Raw genomic sequence first — 19441 nt, 5'->3', positions numbered from 1 at the left:
GCCATGAACGCACGCACCGACATTCGCTATTTTGATGGCAAAATCAGCACCGCACACAAGGCAAGCATTCGCCCGATTGACGGTCAAGGACTGCCTGATGGCTTTATCGTCACTTGGCAAGACAAAGCAGGCACCGAGCATGAAAAACGCTACTTTGTCAAAGACTGCGACTATCTGCCTGCCGTGGCAAATGCGCCGCACGCCATCATGCTTGGCGATGGGGCAAGGGTGGAATTTATCGGCGAAGTACCAGCTTGGCTGACGCTTGCCAATCAGCGACTCTTTGGTCGGATCGCCATCATGGAGCGACGCTGGGCGTGGATCGGTGCAAGTGTCATCATCATGTGCGTGTTCGTCTTTGGCGTGCTAAAACTTGGCATACCGATGGCATCTCATCACATCGCCCAGCAGCTGCCTGCCGACACACTTGTCAAACTTGGCGATCAGGCAGAAAGCTATGTGATGGAGCTGACACAGCCTAGTCAATTACCCCAAGCTCGCCAAGACGAAATCATCGCCCTATACGAGAAACTGGACGGCGACCCAAAAGCCACCGTCATCGTGCGTGGCGGTGGCGACATCGGTGCCAACGCCCTTGCCATACCCAACAACACCATCATCATCACGGACGAGCTTATCAAACTTAGCGATGATGACAACGAAATCCTTGCCGTGCTGGCTCACGAACAAGGACATCTGGTGCATCGCCATAGCCTAGAACAGGCGATCAGTAGTATCGGCGTGGGCGTGCTGATTGTCGTCATCACAGGCGATACTTCAGATTTACTGCTTGCTCTGCCGACACTACTTGCCACCGCTCAATACTCCCAAGATGCCGAACTTGAAGCAGACCAGTTTGCCATCGATGAGCTAAAACGCCTTGGCATCTCGCCTGCACATTTGGCAAGTTTTTTTGAAAAAATGAAAAAAGAACATGGCGAAGGTCAAGGACATTGGTCAATGCTATCCACCCACCCCAAGACGGATGAGCGTATCAAGCAAGTCGAACAACAATAATAACCCCATGAAAAAAGCCACTCGTCAATGAATGGCTTTTTTGATTTTTTTTACGCCCACCACATTGATAAAGTCGTGTAGGTGCGTTTTTCCCACCATTTTGGGTGTAAATCTTTGAATTTGTTGGGTTTTTCTTTAATCAATCCAACCCATAGCTCAAGACAACTTAGCTCTTATAGCCATTCGGATTATGAGATTGCCACCGCCAAGTGTCCACGCACGCACGCTTGATGTCAAACTCCGCCGTCCAGTTCAGCACTGTTTTCGCCTTATCGCACGACGCATAACAGCTGGCAACATCGCCTGCTCGTCTGCCTGTCATCACATAAGGCACAGCCTGCCCTGTCGCACCGATAAAGGCATTGACCAGCTCCAGCACGCTCGTGCCATTGCCTGTGCCCAGATTAACAGGATCAAAGCCGACTTTCTCGCCGTCTTTTGTCACCAAATATTCTAACGCCTTGACATGACCTTTGGACAAATCCACCACATGAATATAATCTCGTACGCCTGTGCCATCAACGGTGTCATAATCATCGCCAAAAACAGACAATTTTTCCAATTTGCCCACCGCCACTTGACTAATATAAGGCATTAAATTATTAGGAATGTCGTTCGGATCTTCGCCAATCGTGCCAGTTTCATACGCCCCAATCGGATTAAAATAGCGTAGGCTAATGGCATTAAATTGGCTAGATTTGCACAAATCTTCCAAAATATATTCTACCGTCAGCTTGGTTTGCCCATAAGGATTGGTACAGCTTCTTTTTGCTGTTTCGGTAATTGGCAAAGTTTCTGGGTTGCCATAGACGGTCGCCGATGAGGAGAAAATGATGTTTTGGCAAGCAAATTCTTGCATCACATTTAATAAATTAATCGTGCCTGTTACATTATTTTCATAATATTTTAAAGGCTTAGAAACGCTTTCGCCCACCGCTTTTAAGCCTGCAAAATGAATCACGGCAAAAAAGTTATGCTCTTTAAAGGTTTGTTTAAGTAGTTCAACATCCAAAATATCGCCTTTGATAAAGCTGATTTGTTGACCGACAATCTTTTCCACTCGCTCAATGGCAATCGGGCTAGAATTGGACAAATTATCATAAACCACAGGCTCAAAACCTGCCTTGATAAGCTCAATCAAAGTATGCGAGCCGATGTAGCCAGCTCCGCCCGTAACTAGGATTTTTTTCATAGATTTCTCACTTTCTGATATTTTTTGAATTTATCAATGATCGCATGGTGCGTGGTACACATCTTACGCTTAAAATCAAGACTTGCCAATCCCACAATAAAACCCTTGATACGCCAAAATCTCTGGATCGCCAAGTAGATTTTTCGCATCAAAAATCGGCAACGCCACTTCGTTCAGTCGCCCCATCTCAATTTTTTCGTGATTCGCCCAGTTGATGACGAACAAGGCATTGGCGATGGCAAGTTTATTATAAGGATTATCAATCAGCTCAAACAACGGCTCGTCGCCGTATTGTTCATTCAGCTCATAAGAAGTATGCACGGTATAAACAAAAGTCTTGATGCCGTAATTCCAAAACAGCTTTAACAGCGAATGAATGGCGCTGCCTGTGGTGCGAGAAGTCCCCGTGCGATAGCCCGCCCCCCAGATGACCACCGTTTTGTTTTCAATGTCGCCATTAAAATGTTGCCAAAATTTGCGGAAAATCAGCTCTTTTTGGTCGTCATTGATGTCTTTGACCGCTTGCAAAAGGTGCATATCTACTTGATTTTGTTCAAATTTTTTCATCAAAAAATCAAGCTCGCTCGGCAAAGACTTACCGCCAAAGCCCCAGCCTGCTTTTAGATAATGCCCACTGATACGGCTGTCCTTGCCCATAATGCCCTGCACTTCGTCAATATTGACCGTCTCGCTGTCGGCAAGGCGTGCCATCTCGTTGATGAACGACAGGCGAGTGGCGAGCATCGCAATGATACTGGCACGAGTAAATTCCACTGTTTTGATGGTGTTGATGGCGTGGTTTTTGCTGTTTTTGATAAGCGTTCCCAAAATCTCGTGGCGATTGGCACTGCCTGCCATCTTTTCGCCAAGCATCAACAGTTCAATGTTAAAAAAGGCATTAAAATTATTGCCATCTTTTAAAAAGTTAAACGGCACATAATACACCCAGTTGGTCTGCAGATTTTGAGCCAACGCATCAAAAAAGCCAATTTCTTTAGCACCGCTTAACAATACTTGGCTGTTAGGTTTTAGCTCAAAAGACCCAACATCAATGTCGCTGTTTTCATCAAAAAACAACCAAAAATGCTCGTTATTTTCAATGCAATCTTTGATGATGATTTTTTGATCGTTGGTATAAAACTGCCAAAGTAGCGATAATTGGCGGTCAAATTGATACTTTTTTAGCACCGCATTCACGGTATCTGTATCGCTGATCAGATGTACTTGCCAATCGCTGTTCGCTAGAAATAAGGCGGTGTTGATACTTTCAAAATTTACGCCTAAGATGTTGATTTGTTTAGACATTTTTACCACCAATTACCTTTAAAAGCTCATTCGTTGAACCATCAAATTCGCCCACGCCACCATTTAGCACTTCAAACACGCTGTTTGCCATTACTTTGCCGACTTCCACACCCCATTGGTCAAAGGGATTGATTTGCCAAATCACCGACATGACAAAGACTTTGTGTTCATAAAGAGCGATGAGCGACCCCAAAGTTTTGGGCGTTAAAGCGGTCAAAAGGAGCGTGGTGGACGGCTGATTACCCCGATATTGTTTAAATTGGCTAAACTTATCATTAGAATTTTTAAGATTGTCGGGCAAGGCATTATTGCCAAACGCCAGCACCTGCGACTGAGCCAAACAGTTGGCAAGGGACAATTTATGCTGATTTTCCAATGACTTATCGTGAATTTGCGTGCCGTCATAGCGGTTGATTGGCGTGATAAAATCGCACGACACCGCCTGCGTGCCTTGATGCAGGAGCTGATAAAAGGCGTGCTGGGCGTTTGAGCCGATGTCGCCCCACAAAATCGGACAGGTTTTATAGTTTACAGTTGCACCGTTTCTCGCCACTGATTTGCCGTTGGACTCCATTTCAAGCTGGGTCAGATAATTGGGGAAAAATTTGAGCCGTCCGTCATAGGGCAACACCGAATGGGCGTTAATGCCCAAAAAAGTCGCATTCCACACACCAATCAAGCCAAGCAAAACAGGCAAATTCTCGCCAAAATCGGCACTGGCAAAATGCCTATCCATTGCGTTCGCCCCAGCGAGCAGGTCATAAAAATGACCCATTCCAATCTTGACCGCAATCGCAAGCCCAATCGCCGACCACATACTAAATCGCCCGCCAACCCACTCCCAAAGCAGGAGCTGATTGTCAGGGTGAATGCCCCAAACGGTCATTTTATCGGGACGCGTGGACACGCCAATAAAATGGCGGTGCAAAATGGTCGGCTTATGGTCGTGGGCGGACAACAGCCACGCCAGCGCAGTCTCGGCATTGGCAAGGGTGTCGGTCGTGCCAAAGGATTTTGAAGAAATGATAAAAACAGTGGTTTGGGGGTTTAAGACACCCAGCAGACTGTGGAGCTGAGTGCCGTCCATATTAGAGACGAAGTGTACACTAATTTCGCTGTCCGCCCACTCATCAAGGGCGGTGGTCGCCATCAAAGGCCCTAAATCCGAACCACCCACGCCAATGTTCACGACATCGGTAATCGCCTTGCCTGAGTAGCCACGCCAGATTTTTGAACGCAGTCGGTTTACAATCATCTCACACTTGGCAAGGCTGTCGTGGACTTGGGCATTGACATCCACGCCGTCCACCATCAGCGTTTCGCCTTTGGGTAGACGCAGGGCGGTGTGTAGGGCTGGGCGGTTTTCGGTGTCGTTTACCTTTTGACCTGTTAATAAGTCATTGATTTTATTGGATAAATCAAATTCATTGGCTAATTTTAATAAATCTCTTAAAATCTCATCGTTCATCGCCTGCTTGCTAAAATCCATATAAATGTCGCAAGCGGCAGCTGTGAAAGTTTGCCCACGAGTGGGGTTGGATTTGAACAGGGTGTTTAAATCTGGGGGCGTGGTGGCGTGGGATTGTAGGGTTTGCCAAGTTTGTGAGCCTGTTGCGTTCAACATTATTTCATCCTATAATATCATTGTGAGCTAGGGGTCGGTTATCCTGTGCATCAAATTTATTTGATACAGCCCGCCTTAGACAAAGACCAAAAGCCAACATTGGAAACGACGTTGGCTTTTACTTTTTTTCTTACTCACTCAACTGTCGCTCGGCAAAATACATAAATGCACGCATATAGCTTACCATATCGCCCGCATCAAAGCTGTCGCCCACCATTGTCGTTACATCCACGCCTTTTGTGCCGATGAGCGCATCAATGGCATCGGTGAGCTGAATCTCTCCGCCGACGCTCGGAGCGGTTTTGGCAAGATAATCAAAAATCGCATTGTCAAAAACATAACGACCCACCACCGCTAGGTTTGACGGAGCGTTTTCAGGTTTGGGCTTTTCCACAAAACCTGTGACGGCAAAACTCTTGTTTTCATTTGATTTTTCAAGGGTTTGAATATTTTCTAATTTAGCAATGCCATATTTATCAATGTCTGATACCGCTACAGGCTCGACCAGAATCTGACTGCGTCCAGTTTCGGCAAATTGGTTTAACATATACGCCAAATTGTGTGTGGCGTAATCGGTCTCATAAGGGTTTAGCACCACATCAGGGAGTAGGACGGCAAAAGGATTGTCGCCCACCACCGCACGCCCTTGTAGCACAGCGTGCCCCAGCCCCAACGGTTTGCCTTGACGCACACTAATCACCTTGACATCATCGGGCAAAAAGTTCAAACTATTCGCCAAGTTATCCTTGCCCTTAGAGCGAAGTTGGGTATCTAGTTCGCTGTTGATGTCAAAATAGTTTTCAATCGCACTTTTTTGGGCATGATTGACAAGGATAATGGTTTTAATCCCTGCTTTGATGGCCTCATCCACCACATAGGCAATAGACGGACGATTGCCCAGTGGTAATAGCTCTTTTGGCACAGCTTTTGAAAGTGGCAACATACGAGTGCCAAAACCTGCTGTTGGAATGATGGCGTGGGTGATTTTTTGCATAATTTAACCTTAATTAGCCTCTAAAATCATTATTCATATGGCCCATCAGCCCGAAGATAAAGGCTTTAAGCCACAAATAATAATTTTTAATGTCTTTTTTATAAACCAAATAAAACCAACTGTATCGCCAAAAATGCTTCACGGCAATTTTTGATTTTTTAACTGTGCTAATATCCGTCCGCAGTCTTAGCATATAGGCTTGATTTCGAGTGGAATAGAATAACTTAAAAGGTGAATCCAAATGATGATAGCGTTTACCTTTAATATAAATATACTCATTCACCGAAGTGGGATGATAAACTATCGCCTTTGTAAATACCGCTGTTTTAAAGCCAGCATTTAATATTCGAGTTTTATACTCTTGTTCATCGCCACGAATAAAAAACTCCGCCCTTGGAATACCTATTTTTTCAACGACTTTTTTATCAAATAGCACGCCATTAAATAATTTAATGTCATTATCAATTAACAGCACTTGTTGAATATCGTCAATCTTAGTGCTTTTATTGCCACCCACTTTATATTCATAAGCGGACAATGCGTGGTTATCACTATCCACCACCAATGCCGAAATCACATCATAATTATATTGCTCTTTAATCGCCACCATATCACGAATAAAGTCATCGCTTGGTGGATAAGCATCGTCATCAAAACTGACAATATAATCGCAATCGCTATTTTTGGCAATCTCAAAACATTTGGCAAATCCACCTGCACCGCCTAAATTGGCATTTAATTGGTGCAAGTGGATTTTATTATTTTGAAATTCTTGAATAATATCGCAAGTATTATCCGAACTGTTATTATCAGCAATGATAATTTTATCTATCGGATAAGATTGGCAAAGTAATTTCTCAATCAATCGCCCAATATATTTTGACGAATTAAAAGTAGTAATAACAACAGCAATTTTTTTCATAGATTATAATACATTGACATAAAACGGCTTAACGGGCTCACCGTTTTGCTTAGCGGTTAAAAACGCTCTTGCCACATCTAAGGCTTCACGAATGGTAACATCCATATCCAAATAACGATAGGTGGCAAGTCGCCCAACAAAAGTAACTTTGGTTTCTTGGTTTGCCAACTCTACATATTGTTCAAGCATTGCTTTTTCGTCCACCAAACGAATGGGATAATAAGGAATGTCATTTTCGCCACATAAACGGCTATATTCTTTAAAATAGACAGTTTTATCGTGATTTTCCCAAGGGGTAAAATGCTTATGCTCAGCAATACGGGTATATGGCACACTCTCTTCACCATAATTCATCACCGCACAACCCTGAAAATCTCCGTCATCGGTATGGCGTTCAAAATCCAGCGTGCGATAGCCTAACCGCCCCAATTTATAATCATAAAAACCATCTAACGCCCCTGTATAAAAAGTATGGTCAAATTGTGCCATTTCATCAGGGTTAAATTCAGTATTTAGACAAACTTCAATATTAGGGTGGTTTAAAATACTTTCCACAATCACCGTATAGCCGTCTTTTGGCATTCCTTGATATTCGTGAAAAAAGTAATTGTCATTGTAATTAAAACGCACAGGCAAACGCTTTAAAATGCTGGCTGGCAATTTGGTTGGCGACAAGCCCCATTGTTTTTGGGTGTAGCCTTTAAAAAAGGCTTCGTATAAGTCTTTGCCCACAAATTTTAATGCTTGTTCTTCAAATGATTGTGGCTCACCAATGGTTTTATTGGCTTGGTTTTGGGTAATAAAATCGTAGGCTTCTTTTGGGCTAAATGCTTTGCCAAAAAATTGATTAATGGTATGCAAATTAACAGGCAACGAATAAACCTGACCGCCAACGGTAGATTTGACACGGTTGGTATAAGGCATAAATGTGCCGTGCTGATTAACATATTCCCACACCTCTTTATCATCAGTGTGGAAAATATGCGGACCGTATTGGTGCACCATGACGCCTGTTTCGCCGTCTCGCTCGGTATGGCAATTACCTGCGATATGATTTCTTTTATCAAGCACTTTGACTTGATAACCATTTTCAGCAAGCTCACGAGCAATGACTGCACCAGAGAAGCCTGCACCGACGATTAGGATGTGAGCATTATATCGGTTAATCATTGATTGTAGATGCTAACAAATCCTTCGCTGTAATCACTTTTGGCACAAACTTCTCCACCTGTGCCAACGCAATCTTCTCTTCTAGCATATCCAGCGCGCGATTTGGGTCCAAAAAGGACTTGTTCTCAAATACAGTAAAATCATATTCCCACCAAAGACTGGCAATCAAACGCTCCACCGTCTTATCATCAAACCGCATTTTAATAACTTTGGCGGGGTTACCGCCGACAATGGCATAGGCTGGCACATCTTTGACCACATGGGCATTGGCAGCGATAATCGCCCCATCACCGATGGTAATACCATTTGCCAAAGTTACGCCTTCGCCAATCCATACATCATTTCCAATAACCGCATTATCAGTAGCAACGGCATAAGACTGAATCTCAAAATCCCTTCCTTCATCTTGGCAAAATCTATGACAAATCACGAAATTTTTATCATAAGTAAAGGAGGATGAGCTGAGACGCTCATAAGGGTGCCTAGCACCCATAAATTTAAGCCCGTGTGCAATAGAGCAGTATCTTCCTACCTTTAACCAAGTGGGCAGCTTTGACCAGCTATAGCTAAATGATCCCATTGAGCATAATAAATCATTACGATGCCCAAAGCCATTCATGAACGAACAATATGGTTCAAGCACCAAACTTTCATCAAAAAACAAACGATCGTCTGGTGCGAAAAACTTTTCGTCATCGCCCAATCCAGAAAAATAATTATTCTGAGCAATTTGTTTAAAATCTTCAAATCTAATACTATGATGACCCGCCATGCCTAAACCCCTATCAATTACGGAATAAATTTAATCGCCTTTTCCACAAAACGCTTGCGCTTTTTATTTTCTGGCGAATGCCACCAGTAGCCTGCAAACGACCCTGTAACTTTTGCCACCCATTTGCTGGCAACTTTTTGATGTTGGCGCTTTTTGAATAGGGCATAGACCTGCTTATCCACAGCCTTTGGTTGCCAATGCGCCACAAAGCGCCCATACCAATCAGCGTGCATCAGAATGTCCATGGAAATAAAATCAGAATTTCTCACCCACTTGTATTTTGGCAAATCCACCCCAAACTGATCAAGATCCAAAACAATCATTCTTTCCGCCAAAAATTTATCAAAATCAAATAAAATTTTCTTATCAATTTGATTATGAAAAACTGGGACAGCATAGCCGAACTTTTTGGCAAATTCCGTAGTCAAATATTGCTCGACAGCGATGCGAGTACGAAACTGCCTGTCAAAAAAATTCGATGATTTGTCATGGGGATGTCGCTCATAAAAGGTTGCATCTTCAAAATTGAAAAATGGCACATCCCAATACTTTAAAAGAGTCTTTGTTTCTCCAAAATGTACCCAGTCGCTCATATGAAACGCCATATGCTCATAGACATTCGGGTCAATGGTAAAGTAGCAGCACAGCACAATGGGACTATACTGAAAATCCCTACCTTTTTTTGTGGCAGATACTTGTTGCTCAAACTGCGAGTATGCTTTCTTAAAGCCTGTCCCCGTCAAAAAACTGTCCGTCCTTAACTTCATGGCAAAGCGTGTGGTGGTAGCCTTTAAGCCTGTCAGGGTTGACAGTAGTTGACGATTAGCATTGTTAGCAGGAAGATTATCAAACTTAATATTGGGCAGAGCGCCAGGATCATCGCTATACACGATTTTATCCACACCCAATTTCTCAGGAGTATCATAATCGCTAGGAAGCACCGTATTTGACCAAGTGGATAAAATGATGGTTGCATTCGGCAAAGCAGTGCGTGTTTTTTGGACATTATACAAAAAATCACTGCTGTCGCTGTTGCCTGTACCCAAATTTGACACATTGACCGCCCCTTGATAGATGACGGTGATGTCTTTATCGTTAATCATGATGCCTCTGTTGAATTATGCTGTTTGATATTTTTCTTTTAGAGCCACATATTCATCTGGCGTACCACAAAAATCAATCTGTGATAGTTCAATCAAATCATAACGAATATCCGCACCCTGCTCTAACATCAAATTGTACATGGGTGCGATATAAAGCTCGCCTTTCACATACAACTTCTCTGACTTGGTTCTTTCAAAAAGCGCCTTAAACTCGCCTGCTTTTCTAAAATAATAAAGCCCATTGCTGCATAAATCTGAAATGCGCTCTTTTTCAGTAGTGCGAACAACCCTATCGTTTTCATCAATACCCACAAAAGACCAATGGTCACCCTCACCCTTAAAGACCTCCAGATATCCGTCACATTCTGTGGCAAACTCAGGCTTTTTAAAGCCATGTCTAAATGTATCAATGTTAAAAATATACAGCTCTTCATCATTTGAGGCATCTTGGGTACCCAAATACACCGTTTCTGCCTGTCCTTCGGTCTCACCATCTAGAACGCAAAGCTGATAGTTTTTGATGCCAAGATTTTGCATTTCACGCTCAACAAAAGCTTTTGTGTCATACACATCACGCAAAATAATGACAAACAAGTCTGTCTCAAAATAAGTCTTGAAAGATTCTAGCGAACGAGCAAAAACGGTTTTGCCACCCATGTCTAACTGATATTTTGGTACTTCGTAGCCAGCCTTAAAAAATCGACTAGACAACCCCGCCATTGGAATTACGAACATATTCTTATCCTTATTCAAATTATTCAAAGCCGATTAAAGTACAAAGTCATGATACAGTCTAAATGCGTTAGTTAGCATGGCTTTTTGGCGATCAGGTCTGTCATCATGCAAAGGAAGCATGGACAAGAACAATAGCACTACCGCAGGCATGACTTGTTTGACTGTGATGTCTTCAAAAAATATCGTATCTAGATATTCCTGCTGAATCAGCGACAGCCTCTCATCAACATCAAACTCTATTTCGCTATTTTCAACATTCTCCACTAGACGATAGCGCCCTGCGATGATAAAGTCATACATACCAATGACAGAGTGCGTTAATTTCGCCAAATCATAGGTTTGATTGCCCAAGATGGTCAGATTGTCATCTTCATCAATGCCTCGTGGATCAATCAGTTTAATGCGCTGTCCTCGTGCATCAAACAACATATTACTAAAACATAAGTCGCCGTGCATGATGGTCGCTACACATGGCAGATTCAAAGTCTTTTGGATGCTATCATTAACAATGTCATTAATCGAACCCAGAGCCTTGTTTTGATAAACAATTTGCTTATTTAGATTTAGTCCGACCTCTTCGGCGTATTTAGCAATTCTAGATAAAGTTTTATCCTTATAAAGCCGATCGGACGAGCTAATGATGGCTTCCATGTTTTTATCCAGCGCAGCATCAGCATTTCTGGCTTTTTCAAAGTAGTCTTTTACCAGACTAAAAATCTTTCTCCAAAAAATCGCAGGATTCCTGCCATGTACATACAGCTCATTTAGTGGCAGAATTGGCATAAACTCCAAACAATAATAAGGTGTTACGCCATCATTGCCAATCCCTTCCTCAATAAATTGAGGGGTAAATTTTCTAAGGCTGGCAGGCAATGATTTAAACCAGTTGATTTCCGCCTGCATTTTTTTATGATTAGTACTGCTTTTTGTAACCGCACCATCATCTATCAGTAGCGAATTGAACGAGCGTTGTGTGGTAATTGTGGCTCTGGCATTGAAATAAGGGTTGATATGACCACAATCATGCCAATCTTTGGTTTCATATAACTCTACTGCATGCGTCTCACGATAATGGTTAACCGCCTTAACGAAATCACCTCGAGCAATTGCCAATGATTTGATAAAATTCAGCCTATCGGAAAAGCAAAAATAGCCATTCCAAATCACCTCTTCACCTGTTGGCAGTTTTTCTTTTTGCCAATTATAGGCACGAGGAAATTTTGAAATGGTCAGCACATCGCAAACCTTAGGAATGTCGCTAATTAAAGTATCGCCATGCAGCAGACGGATTTGCTCATCAAAGCTGTCAGTCTCTGTGTTCAAAACATACAATATCGCCTCAGCGAGCGTAAACTCATCTGGCACATAGCGCGTCTTGATGTTCAGTTCCGCCAATACATTGGCTTCATTGATGGCAAGCTTATAGCTTTTTGGCAAAGAAAGTACGATCTTTTCATCGCCAAAAACTTCTCGCAGCTTAGCGACTTGCAACTCAATGATTTTTTTATTGCCAATCGGTAGCATGCAAGGTGGAATGACCCCAACTTCTGCCTGAAATTCTGGGCCGACATAAGCAGCAGAATTAATTAGTAACATTTTTACCTACCTTGACCAATTCTCTTAGCTCTTCATAAGACAGATTTGCAAACTCATCTGGGCGCACCGCCTTATCGTCAATATAAAAACCCTCAAATCCACACCACGGCTTGCCTGTATAAATCTCATCAAAAGGAATGTCATGCTTGTTTAGCCAGTCAATAATGATGGGCAGAGTATTTTTATTGATGGCACCGACATTGCCTTCATAAGTACGCATGTTTCGGCTAGTGCTAATTACAATGACAAATCCTTGTGCGTGATACTCTTTTAGCTTTTCAACGACTGGCATGATGGGTTCAGCATTAGCATAATCACCACCGGTGGTTTTTGACAATGTGTCATCCAAATCAAAGATTAAGCGTTTCATGATGAATTTCCTCTTTTGAAGATGAATTAATATTGCTTATTGTCATTGCGATATTCAAGAAGATCATTGCGAATCTTGTGATAATTTTTGATAAAATTAGCATAAGATTTCGTAGCATGCCGAACAAGCAATCCTAATTTTTTTCGACGAATTCTAGCAACCTCCGCACCTCCATGACCATCAGCAATCAATACATGATTTCTGCCTACAAACTGCTTTGAATCTGCTCTATCAGATAGCACCGCTGGTCTACCCAGACCAACATAAGGTCTGATAACATTTAACAATGTCTTATCCATCACAGTTTTCGTCAAGTCAGATTGGGTCACTTGTCGATGTCTGGTAAATTTATTTTCTTTAGCATAAAGATTGTTAACATATCGCTCAATATCTTGCGCATCCGCCTTATAAACACCCTTAGTAATATGATCAAGCGCATACAAATTAAGGCGCGCTGCCACATAGTGATAGGTGTGAATATTGTGCCAGAATCTATCCCACACCAAGCTTTTTAAAGTCTCCAAACTCGGATTTGACTTTAATAATTCTTCAATAAGCTCATCTCGAATATGGTAATACTCCATTTGAATCAAGGAAGGCTTCGTCTGCATGTCCCGATAGAATGCAACACCATTAATTGGCACGATTTCTTTATAGATTCTGCTTTGATACTCGCTGGCAGCCTGAGGCAAGGACAATGGCAGCGGCAATCCATAAGCCTGGAAAACTAATTTATTAAAAGCACAAAATCGCCAATCAAAGCTATAATTTTTTGAACCACCCTTAAGCACGGATGACAATTGGTTCAGCAATGCCCAATCGCTCTCGTCAAATGCTGAAATACCCTCACCAGAAACCACCACATCCTGCCTCTCAGCAAAAACCATCTCAAAGAATCTAAATGCTCTAAATACGCATTCTGCCGAAACGAAGTCCTGAGTGGATATCGAAAGAATGTGGGTTCTATCGCTTTCTTTGATTGATTTGATTTGCTCAATCAAAGAATGGATTTGTGAAAGAGGCTGAAGCTGTTCCGTCCGACCAAAGATTTGCACTTCTAAGGCATTTGAATTACTCAATTGAGCAATTTCATCATAAACTTTTTGAGACCATCCATCAATAAAACAAATGCCCAGTTTTACTTGCCGCTTTGCAGGTGTGTAAGTACCAAAAGCAAGTGATTGTACTTGGCAATGCTCTTCAAGGGTGCAGATGCGCACAAATAGAGCCTCGTAATCTTGAAAATCTCGAATATCCTCAACAAAATCAATCCACTTACCAGAACAGCCAACTTCTGTACTATACACCAACGACTGATGATGGCGATTGCCAAATCGCTTGACTCCAACGATTTCAAGCAGTGCCACGCCACAAATACCACCTTTAACAAAAAGACTGTCTATCTGTCCAAAATCCAACCATTTTTTACTATCAAAATAGTTAAAATAAGTATCAAAGTCTACTGTTTGATAAGCAGGCATATTCAAGACATCGTGAGTAAGACGAACTTTTTCAGATGCCTTCAGATAAGACCTCACATCTTTGGCATAAATAGAATTTTTCGGCAAAATAATGTGCTGTAACAGATTCATTCTCATTACTCGCTACTAATGTATTGTCTGATTTTATCAGTCATCATTCTTGGAACTCGCTTAACAGCAAAAAGATTATCAATCGTATGTATACGCCATCTATTATTTCCATCACTCAAATATTCGATGGATGCAAAATGCCTATCATCTTGATTTCTAATCGCTTCAATATCTTTGATAGAAATTTTATAATCACCATAATCAAACAGTTTATCAATCAACTGCTTTTTTATTTTTTTTGATAGCGGGTTATTATTTAATAATAGTGGCATATTTTCATAATATGCCCATAATTTCTTATCAAAGCGATGCACCTCAGAAAAGACATAAGGCAAGCCATCAGCAACAATCCCAAAGGCACGAGCTAATGATGAGAAAAAAAACTCCTCCCTTGGGTAACTCAGCGATGAAAAAGACTTTTTATAGCGCCACTGATACTGATCATTAAACTCTCTTAGAAAATCAACACCATACATTGAACCTTCTATCTGAGAGGCAACGATAGCACCACCATAAACACTCAACCAGTCCGTAAACGCAATGTCATCAATCGCCACATTAGCTGGCCACCAATGAGATTTAGGAAATACCTCGCGGTGATGAAACAAAAAAGTCTTGTCTTTGAGATAAGAAGATAAGCCCTCTCTGATTAGCATGTCATTAGACGAATGAAAAATAACTTTCTGCGCATCCCCCTGCTGCAAAACAAATTCGACATTGCTTAAATGCGCCTCAATAATACTGCCCCACGCAGCATTTAGCTGCACTGGGTTAATGATGTAATTATCAACCCTATTTAGTTTTAAAAAACCATCCAGCTCCTTTGTAGAAAAATGTGCACCAGCAGACAAGTGCAGGACAATCATCGCCTCTGGCAGGTATTTTTTGAAATTTTGCAGCTGATTGGCAATGACATCAAATTTTTCATGAACTGGTAAAGAAACATAAATCATAAAACACCACAATATTAATTAGGGCATCAAAATCTACAAATTCTGATAAATATGAATGGATTCATCGATATTCTCATAAACCGTCAATCTACCGTCATTTAGGATTGCTGTCTTATTACAGTAATCTTTGATGTTATGAAGTTCATGTGAAACGATAATCATGGATTTGTGCGCTCTTTTTTCAAACAGCTCAATCTCACACTTTCGATGAAAGCTGGCATCGCCCACCGAAATCACTTCATCAATTAAATAGCAATCAAAATCCACCGCAAGGGAAATCGCAAAAGCTAATCTCGCTCGCATACCAGAAGAGTACACCTTAACAGGCTCATACAGATATTTGCCGAGCTCAGCAAAAGAGTCCACCACTTCCATCGCCTGTTTATAATCCACATCATACACACGACAAACAAAGCGAACATTGTCAGCCCCAGTCAGACTTCCTTGAAATGCACCCGTAAAGGCAAGCGGCCAAGAAATATTCATGTCTCTGCGAATGATTCCAGAGGTAGGCTGCTCAACTCCACCCAAAATACGGATGAGTGTAGATTTACCCGCACCATTTCTGCCCATGATGCCAATTTTCTCACCGGGTCGAACGGTTAAATTCACCCCTTCTAGGACATTCCTCCTACCCTTACCAAAAGGATAGGACTTAACTACATCAATCAACTCAATCAACTTGATGACTCCAGCTTTCTGGTGATATAACGCACCAACACCAATCCCAAAAATGACAGCACCATATTACACCAAATGATATAACCCACACTCTCAAAAGTCGGGATAATATCACCATAATAGCCATGACGAATCATTTCAGTTGCGTGCACCATGGGTAAATAAAGCAAATAATGGCGCAGTCCTTCAGGAATCCAATATACAAAGAAAGCAGCACCTGACAATGGGAATAATAGATAGGTTAAGGCGTGCCAAAGTCTATCTACAACCTCAGACATCTCAAACAAAGCGCCCACAATAAAAGCCAGTGCGATCGTAAACCAAATCAATAAAAACCATCCATACGCCATGTATAAAAAATTATTGGGCGCCTCCATCGCTCCCGCCAAATGAAAAATGATGGACAATAGCAAAAAAGAAGCCGTCGCACCAACAATTTCCAAAATAGCCCTCGCCAAAAAGACATCCATGACTTTGACATTCCGATGATATAAAAGACCCATATTAGCATCAACCGCCTTAGCCGCTCTACTGGCTCCATTACGCCAACAGAGTACCGTTGAATAGCCAATTACCGCAAAAGGAATGATAGCGATGTCACCACCATGCGCTGATTTGGTCGCATTCCATAAAGCAGCCACGCCCAGCGTAAAAATCATCGGCTCAACAAATAGCCATGCAAAGCCAATGTTATGCCTGCCATAACGGGTAATGATTTCACGCATTAAAAGAGCATAAATCACTCTGAGCTGAATTTTTAATGATTTATAAAATTCAGCCATTTCTTTAGTATGGGATGTTTTTTCATTCATATCGCTAGTCACGATGCTCTCTCACCCCAGCCACAAACAACCGTAGCACACCCCAAGCCAAAAGCCCAAAGGCAAAGCCTGATAGGATATTCTTAAAGCGTGTTGGCTTGGTGGCTTCATCAGGCAAGGACGGCTGAGCCAGACGCTCTAAATAAAGCTGTTTCTTATTAAACTCATTCTTTGACTGCTCATAGTTCGCCATCGCCGAAACCAACTGCTTGTCCGCCAACTCTTTTTCAAGTTGCAAACGCTGAAATTCGACAGAACGGTTGGAAAGCGAGCCATCTCTTGGACCCGTCACTTGTGCAGACTTTTCTTTAATGCTTTTGTTAAGCGTCTGAATGCGAGATTCCATCGCTTTGATTTGTGGGTTATCAGGAGTCAATAGTCGCGCTTGTGTTAGCTGAGTCTCTGTCTGAATCAAGGCATCTTGTAGCTTAGAAATCTCTTGCAAAAGCAAGGTAGACTGCCCTTCTGGATTAAACACCTCATTGCTGACTCGATACTCTGCCAAGCTGTTTGCAGCCTGTCTTGATGCCTCTTGCGCCTCTTTAACTTCGTTTTCAGCGGCGACTAAAATATCACTTTTGGCATTGTTATTAATTCTATTAATAACAACTTCGCTCATTTTTAACAGCTCTTCGTTAATTTTCTGAGCATCTTCGGCGGTATAAGCCTCAACTTGCAACGAAGAAATTGACGAGGCTGGATCATAGACGACTTTGATTTTCTTATTAAAATACTCATAAAAATTCTCAAAAGTCGGACTGCCAACCACCCCAAAACGACTCACCACATCCACGGTGTCGGCTGAGTATTTCTCTTGGACGTTCAGATCATCTTTTAAGTTTTGAACTGCATCACGAGAGGTGAGATAGTCCCGCACCAGATAGCTGTCATCTGATGAGGCATTAAACCCGATATTTCTAAGGGCAAGACCAATGCCCGATACCGACTGCTGGTTAGGGCTTCTGATGACAAATCTCGACTCAGAAGTATACACATCTGAGGCGATAAAGCCATAATAAATCACCAAGCATAGGGTCGGAATGACCACACACAACCAAAACAAGGGGTCTAAATAAACCGAACTGCCTCTTAATTTTCGCACAACCAATACCTTTATGATTCTAGTTAATTATTTGACAAATCATTAACCGCATTCACAAGACCTACGCCTTGCCCGATCAAAGCCATAAACTTGGCAAAATCCGCGCCCGGCGCATTTGATACATAAATCACATCTTTGTCTTTGATGGGAAAATTCTGCGCCGTCATATAGCTGACAGGGTCACGCAGATTCATGCGATACACGATGGGGACAATGCGGCTAGATTTGAGTTCATCTGGCAGTGCCTGATATTGCTCAGGACTTAGCATGTTGATGTTATCATATCGGAAAATGAACACGCCACGAGCATCGGCACGGTTGTCATTAAGACCGCCTGCCCGAGCCAGTGCCTGCATGAGTGAAATGCCACTTGCCTCAAAGTTAATCTCGTCATTTCTGGCGGTCGCACCCATCACCGTAAAGCTCTTAGACTGATAATTCACCGACACCACATCGCCTGTCTGCAAGATGATGTTTTGCCTTGGGTCATTGACCACCATGTCAAACGGCATTTCCACGCTTTGACCTTGTCGGTTGAGCTGAATGGTCACACGGCTTGATGGATGCTTTGCGCCGCCTGCTGCCGCCACCGCATCAAGTACACGCTCCGCCTTGCCCGTCAGCGGCATTCGAGTGCTGTTATTGACCTCGCCCAGCACGGTAACATCGGCTGAGTTGTTTTTGGCGATGCGCACCACCGCACTTGGGCTGTTTGCTTTTCTGTGTAGCCCACGCACGATCATGTCCTGCACTTCTTGGGGCGTCTTACCCATCACGACCAGCTTGCCGACAAAAGGAATGCTGATCTGACCACGGGCATCGACCATCTGCTCGGGCAATTTGACTTCCTTAGAGCCTGTCAGACCTGAGATGTCATTTGCCGTTCCAAATAATAAAGCAGGTGGCGCCTCCCAGATAGACACATCGACCACATCGCCTGCGCTGATGCGATTGTTGAAATTCTGCACAGATTGATAATGATCAGAAAAGCGGCTGACTGGCGACAATCTTGACGACAATGCCGCAATGCGACTGTCGATCTCAACCACTGTCAAGCCCGACACCTGCTCTTCGACTGAGCCATCTTCATTGACTGTGGTGATGGTTCTGCCTTGGTTTTCAATGATTTTTTTGGAAGGTCCAGCGCCTGCTTGCCAAGCATTGACACTCTGGCAGCCCGTCACGACCAAAGAAAGAGCGGCGGCACAGGCAGCAACAAGATGCTTTTTTGAGGGAAAAGTATTCATGAATAACTTCAAAAAGTCACAAAGGGGGATTTTATCTTGTTATCTTATCAAAATCGCCAACATAATACAACGAACCATGCAAATAAATAATAAAATCGATACAATCACTTACAATCGCTTCTTACATTCATCAGAAAAATTGACAAATGACCAAATTCAGCTTTAAATCCAAAAACCTAATGAAAACCGCTCCGCCATAGGCAAGCTTGGCAAGCAATTTTTTTTTAAAGTTAAGCGACAGCATA

18 protein-coding genes are annotated in these 19441 nt (G+C 42.5%); 1 reads left to right on the top strand and 17 read right to left on the bottom strand.

Annotation, left to right across the window (positions count from 1 at the left end; translation table 11 throughout):
- The first annotated feature begins 3 nt into the window (after positions 1–3).
- Positions 4–1017 (top strand): M48 family metallopeptidase, encoded by a 1014-nt coding sequence (locus tag LU290_RS00415; RefSeq protein ID WP_277808622.1) that lies wholly within the window; start codon positions 4–6, stop codon positions 1015–1017.
- Positions 1018–1183: 166 nt separating this feature from the next.
- Here LU290_RS00415 and galE read toward each other — a convergent pair whose 3' ends face one another.
- From galE to LU290_RS00330, 17 genes are all read right to left on the bottom strand, one after another.
- Positions 1184–2209: a UDP-glucose 4-epimerase GalE gene (galE, locus tag LU290_RS00410; protein WP_277808621.1), complete on the bottom strand. Its 1026-nt coding sequence runs from the start codon at positions 2207–2209 to the stop codon at positions 1184–1186.
- A gap of 75 nt (positions 2210–2284) precedes the next feature.
- Positions 2285–3514 (bottom strand): UDP-glucose 6-dehydrogenase, encoded by a 1230-nt coding sequence (locus LU290_RS00405; protein ID WP_277808620.1) that lies wholly within the window; start codon positions 3512–3514, stop codon positions 2285–2287.
- A complete protein-coding gene (gene pgi / locus LU290_RS00400) occupies positions 3507–5138 on the bottom strand; it encodes a glucose-6-phosphate isomerase (protein ID WP_277808619.1) in 1632 nt (543 codons plus the stop codon). The genes LU290_RS00405 and pgi overlap by 8 nt, the downstream gene beginning before the upstream one ends.
- A 130-nt stretch (positions 5139–5268) precedes the next feature.
- A complete protein-coding gene (locus tag LU290_RS00395) occupies positions 5269–6132 on the bottom strand; it encodes a UTP--glucose-1-phosphate uridylyltransferase (RefSeq protein WP_277808618.1) in 864 nt (287 codons plus the stop codon).
- 13 nt (positions 6133–6145) lie between these two features.
- Entirely contained in the window at positions 6146–7054 is a 909-nt protein-coding gene (locus LU290_RS00390; RefSeq protein ID WP_277808617.1) for a glycosyltransferase, read from the bottom strand.
- A 3-nt stretch (positions 7055–7057) separates the two neighbouring features.
- The gene (gene glf / locus LU290_RS00385) at positions 7058–8224 is read right to left on the bottom strand and encodes a UDP-galactopyranose mutase (protein ID WP_277808616.1); all 1167 of its coding nucleotides are present in this window, start codon (positions 8222–8224) and stop codon (positions 7058–7060) included.
- Complete coding sequence (locus tag LU290_RS00380; RefSeq protein ID WP_277808615.1) at positions 8217–8996, bottom strand: CatB-related O-acetyltransferase; 780 nt, start codon at positions 8994–8996, stop codon at positions 8217–8219. Before LU290_RS00380 ends, glf begins: the two co-directional genes overlap by 8 nt.
- A 17-nt stretch (positions 8997–9013) precedes the next feature.
- Positions 9014–10099: a WavE lipopolysaccharide synthesis family protein gene (locus tag LU290_RS00375; RefSeq protein ID WP_277808614.1), complete on the bottom strand. Its 1086-nt coding sequence runs from the start codon at positions 10097–10099 to the stop codon at positions 9014–9016.
- A gap of 15 nt (positions 10100–10114) precedes the next feature.
- On the bottom strand, positions 10115–10834 hold the full coding sequence (locus tag LU290_RS00370) for a glycosyltransferase family 2 protein (RefSeq protein ID WP_277808613.1): 720 nt from the start codon (positions 10832–10834) through the stop codon (positions 10115–10117).
- Positions 10835–10867: 33 nt separating this feature from the next.
- The gene (locus tag LU290_RS00365) at positions 10868–12430 is read right to left on the bottom strand and encodes a glycosyltransferase family protein (protein ID WP_277808612.1); all 1563 of its coding nucleotides are present in this window, start codon (positions 12428–12430) and stop codon (positions 10868–10870) included.
- The gene (locus LU290_RS00360; protein WP_277808611.1) at positions 12417–12800 is read right to left on the bottom strand and encodes an HAD-IIIC family phosphatase; all 384 of its coding nucleotides are present in this window, start codon (positions 12798–12800) and stop codon (positions 12417–12419) included. Before LU290_RS00360 ends, LU290_RS00365 begins: the two co-directional genes overlap by 14 nt.
- Positions 12801–12826: 26 nt before the next feature.
- On the bottom strand, positions 12827–14392 hold the full coding sequence (locus LU290_RS00355) for a hypothetical protein (protein WP_277808610.1): 1566 nt from the start codon (positions 14390–14392) through the stop codon (positions 12827–12829).
- A gap of 5 nt (positions 14393–14397) precedes the next feature.
- The gene (locus LU290_RS00350; RefSeq protein WP_277808609.1) at positions 14398–15345 is read right to left on the bottom strand and encodes a hypothetical protein; all 948 of its coding nucleotides are present in this window, start codon (positions 15343–15345) and stop codon (positions 14398–14400) included.
- 33 nt (positions 15346–15378) lie between these two features.
- A complete protein-coding gene (locus LU290_RS00345) occupies positions 15379–16026 on the bottom strand; it encodes an ABC transporter ATP-binding protein (protein WP_277808608.1) in 648 nt (215 codons plus the stop codon).
- The gene (locus LU290_RS00340) at positions 16023–16808 is read right to left on the bottom strand and encodes an ABC transporter permease (protein ID WP_277808607.1); all 786 of its coding nucleotides are present in this window, start codon (positions 16806–16808) and stop codon (positions 16023–16025) included. Before LU290_RS00340 ends, LU290_RS00345 begins: the two co-directional genes overlap by 4 nt.
- Positions 16809–16842: 34 nt before the next feature.
- Positions 16843–17949 carry a KpsE/RkpR family capsule polysaccharide export protein gene (locus LU290_RS00335; protein ID WP_277808606.1) on the bottom strand — a complete coding sequence of 369 codons (1107 nt, stop codon included), beginning with the start codon at positions 17947–17949 and terminating at the stop codon, positions 16843–16845.
- Positions 17950–17972: 23 nt separating this feature from the next.
- Positions 17973–19196, bottom strand: coding sequence for a polysaccharide biosynthesis/export family protein (locus tag LU290_RS00330; RefSeq protein WP_277808605.1), 1224 nt, complete (start codon positions 19194–19196; stop codon positions 17973–17975).
- Positions 19197–19441: the final 245 nt, after the last annotated feature.

Origin of the sequence: Moraxella nasibovis, from assembly GCF_029581575.1 — a bacterium.
GTDB lineage: Bacteria > Pseudomonadota > Gammaproteobacteria > Pseudomonadales > Moraxellaceae > Moraxella > Moraxella nasibovis.
The sequence above is the reverse complement of the archived record's forward strand: the minus strand, read 5'-3'. Positions and strand labels throughout refer to the sequence as shown.

Coding starts and splice junctions, on each gene's coding strand:
- LU290_RS00380 (WP_277808615.1), bottom strand. CDS start 8,996: ATGGCGGGTCATCATAGTATTAGATTTGAAGATTTTAAACAAATTGCT.
- LU290_RS00390 (WP_277808617.1), bottom strand. CDS start 7,054: ATGAAAAAAATTGCTGTTGTTATTACTACTTTTAATTCGTCAAAATAT.
- LU290_RS00330 (WP_277808605.1), bottom strand. CDS start 19,196: ATGAATACTTTTCCCTCAAAAAAGCATCTTGTTGCTGCCTGTGCCGCC.
- galE (WP_277808621.1), bottom strand. CDS start 2,209: ATGAAAAAAATCCTAGTTACGGGCGGAGCTGGCTACATCGGCTCGCAT.
- LU290_RS00360 (WP_277808611.1), bottom strand. CDS start 12,800: ATGAAACGCTTAATCTTTGATTTGGATGACACATTGTCAAAAACCACC.
- LU290_RS00355 (WP_277808610.1), bottom strand. CDS start 14,392: ATGAATCTGTTACAGCACATTATTTTGCCGAAAAATTCTATTTATGCC.
- LU290_RS00395 (WP_277808618.1), bottom strand. CDS start 6,132: ATGCAAAAAATCACCCACGCCATCATTCCAACAGCAGGTTTTGGCACT.
- LU290_RS00365 (WP_277808612.1), bottom strand. CDS start 12,430: ATGTTACTAATTAATTCTGCTGCTTATGTCGGCCCAGAATTTCAGGCA.
- LU290_RS00350 (WP_277808609.1), bottom strand. CDS start 15,345: ATGATTTATGTTTCTTTACCAGTTCATGAAAAATTTGATGTCATTGCC.
- pgi (WP_277808619.1), bottom strand. CDS start 5,138: ATGTTGAACGCAACAGGCTCACAAACTTGGCAAACCCTACAATCCCAC.
- LU290_RS00375 (WP_277808614.1), bottom strand. CDS start 10,099: ATGATTAACGATAAAGACATCACCGTCATCTATCAAGGGGCGGTCAAT.
- LU290_RS00370 (WP_277808613.1), bottom strand. CDS start 10,834: ATGTTCGTAATTCCAATGGCGGGGTTGTCTAGTCGATTTTTTAAGGCT.
- LU290_RS00405 (WP_277808620.1), bottom strand. CDS start 3,514: ATGTCTAAACAAATCAACATCTTAGGCGTAAATTTTGAAAGTATCAAC.
- LU290_RS00415 (WP_277808622.1), top strand. CDS start 4: ATGAACGCACGCACCGACATTCGCTATTTTGATGGCAAAATCAGCACC.
- LU290_RS00340 (WP_277808607.1), bottom strand. CDS start 16,808: ATGGCTGAATTTTATAAATCATTAAAAATTCAGCTCAGAGTGATTTAT.
- glf (WP_277808616.1), bottom strand. CDS start 8,224: ATGATTAACCGATATAATGCTCACATCCTAATCGTCGGTGCAGGCTTC.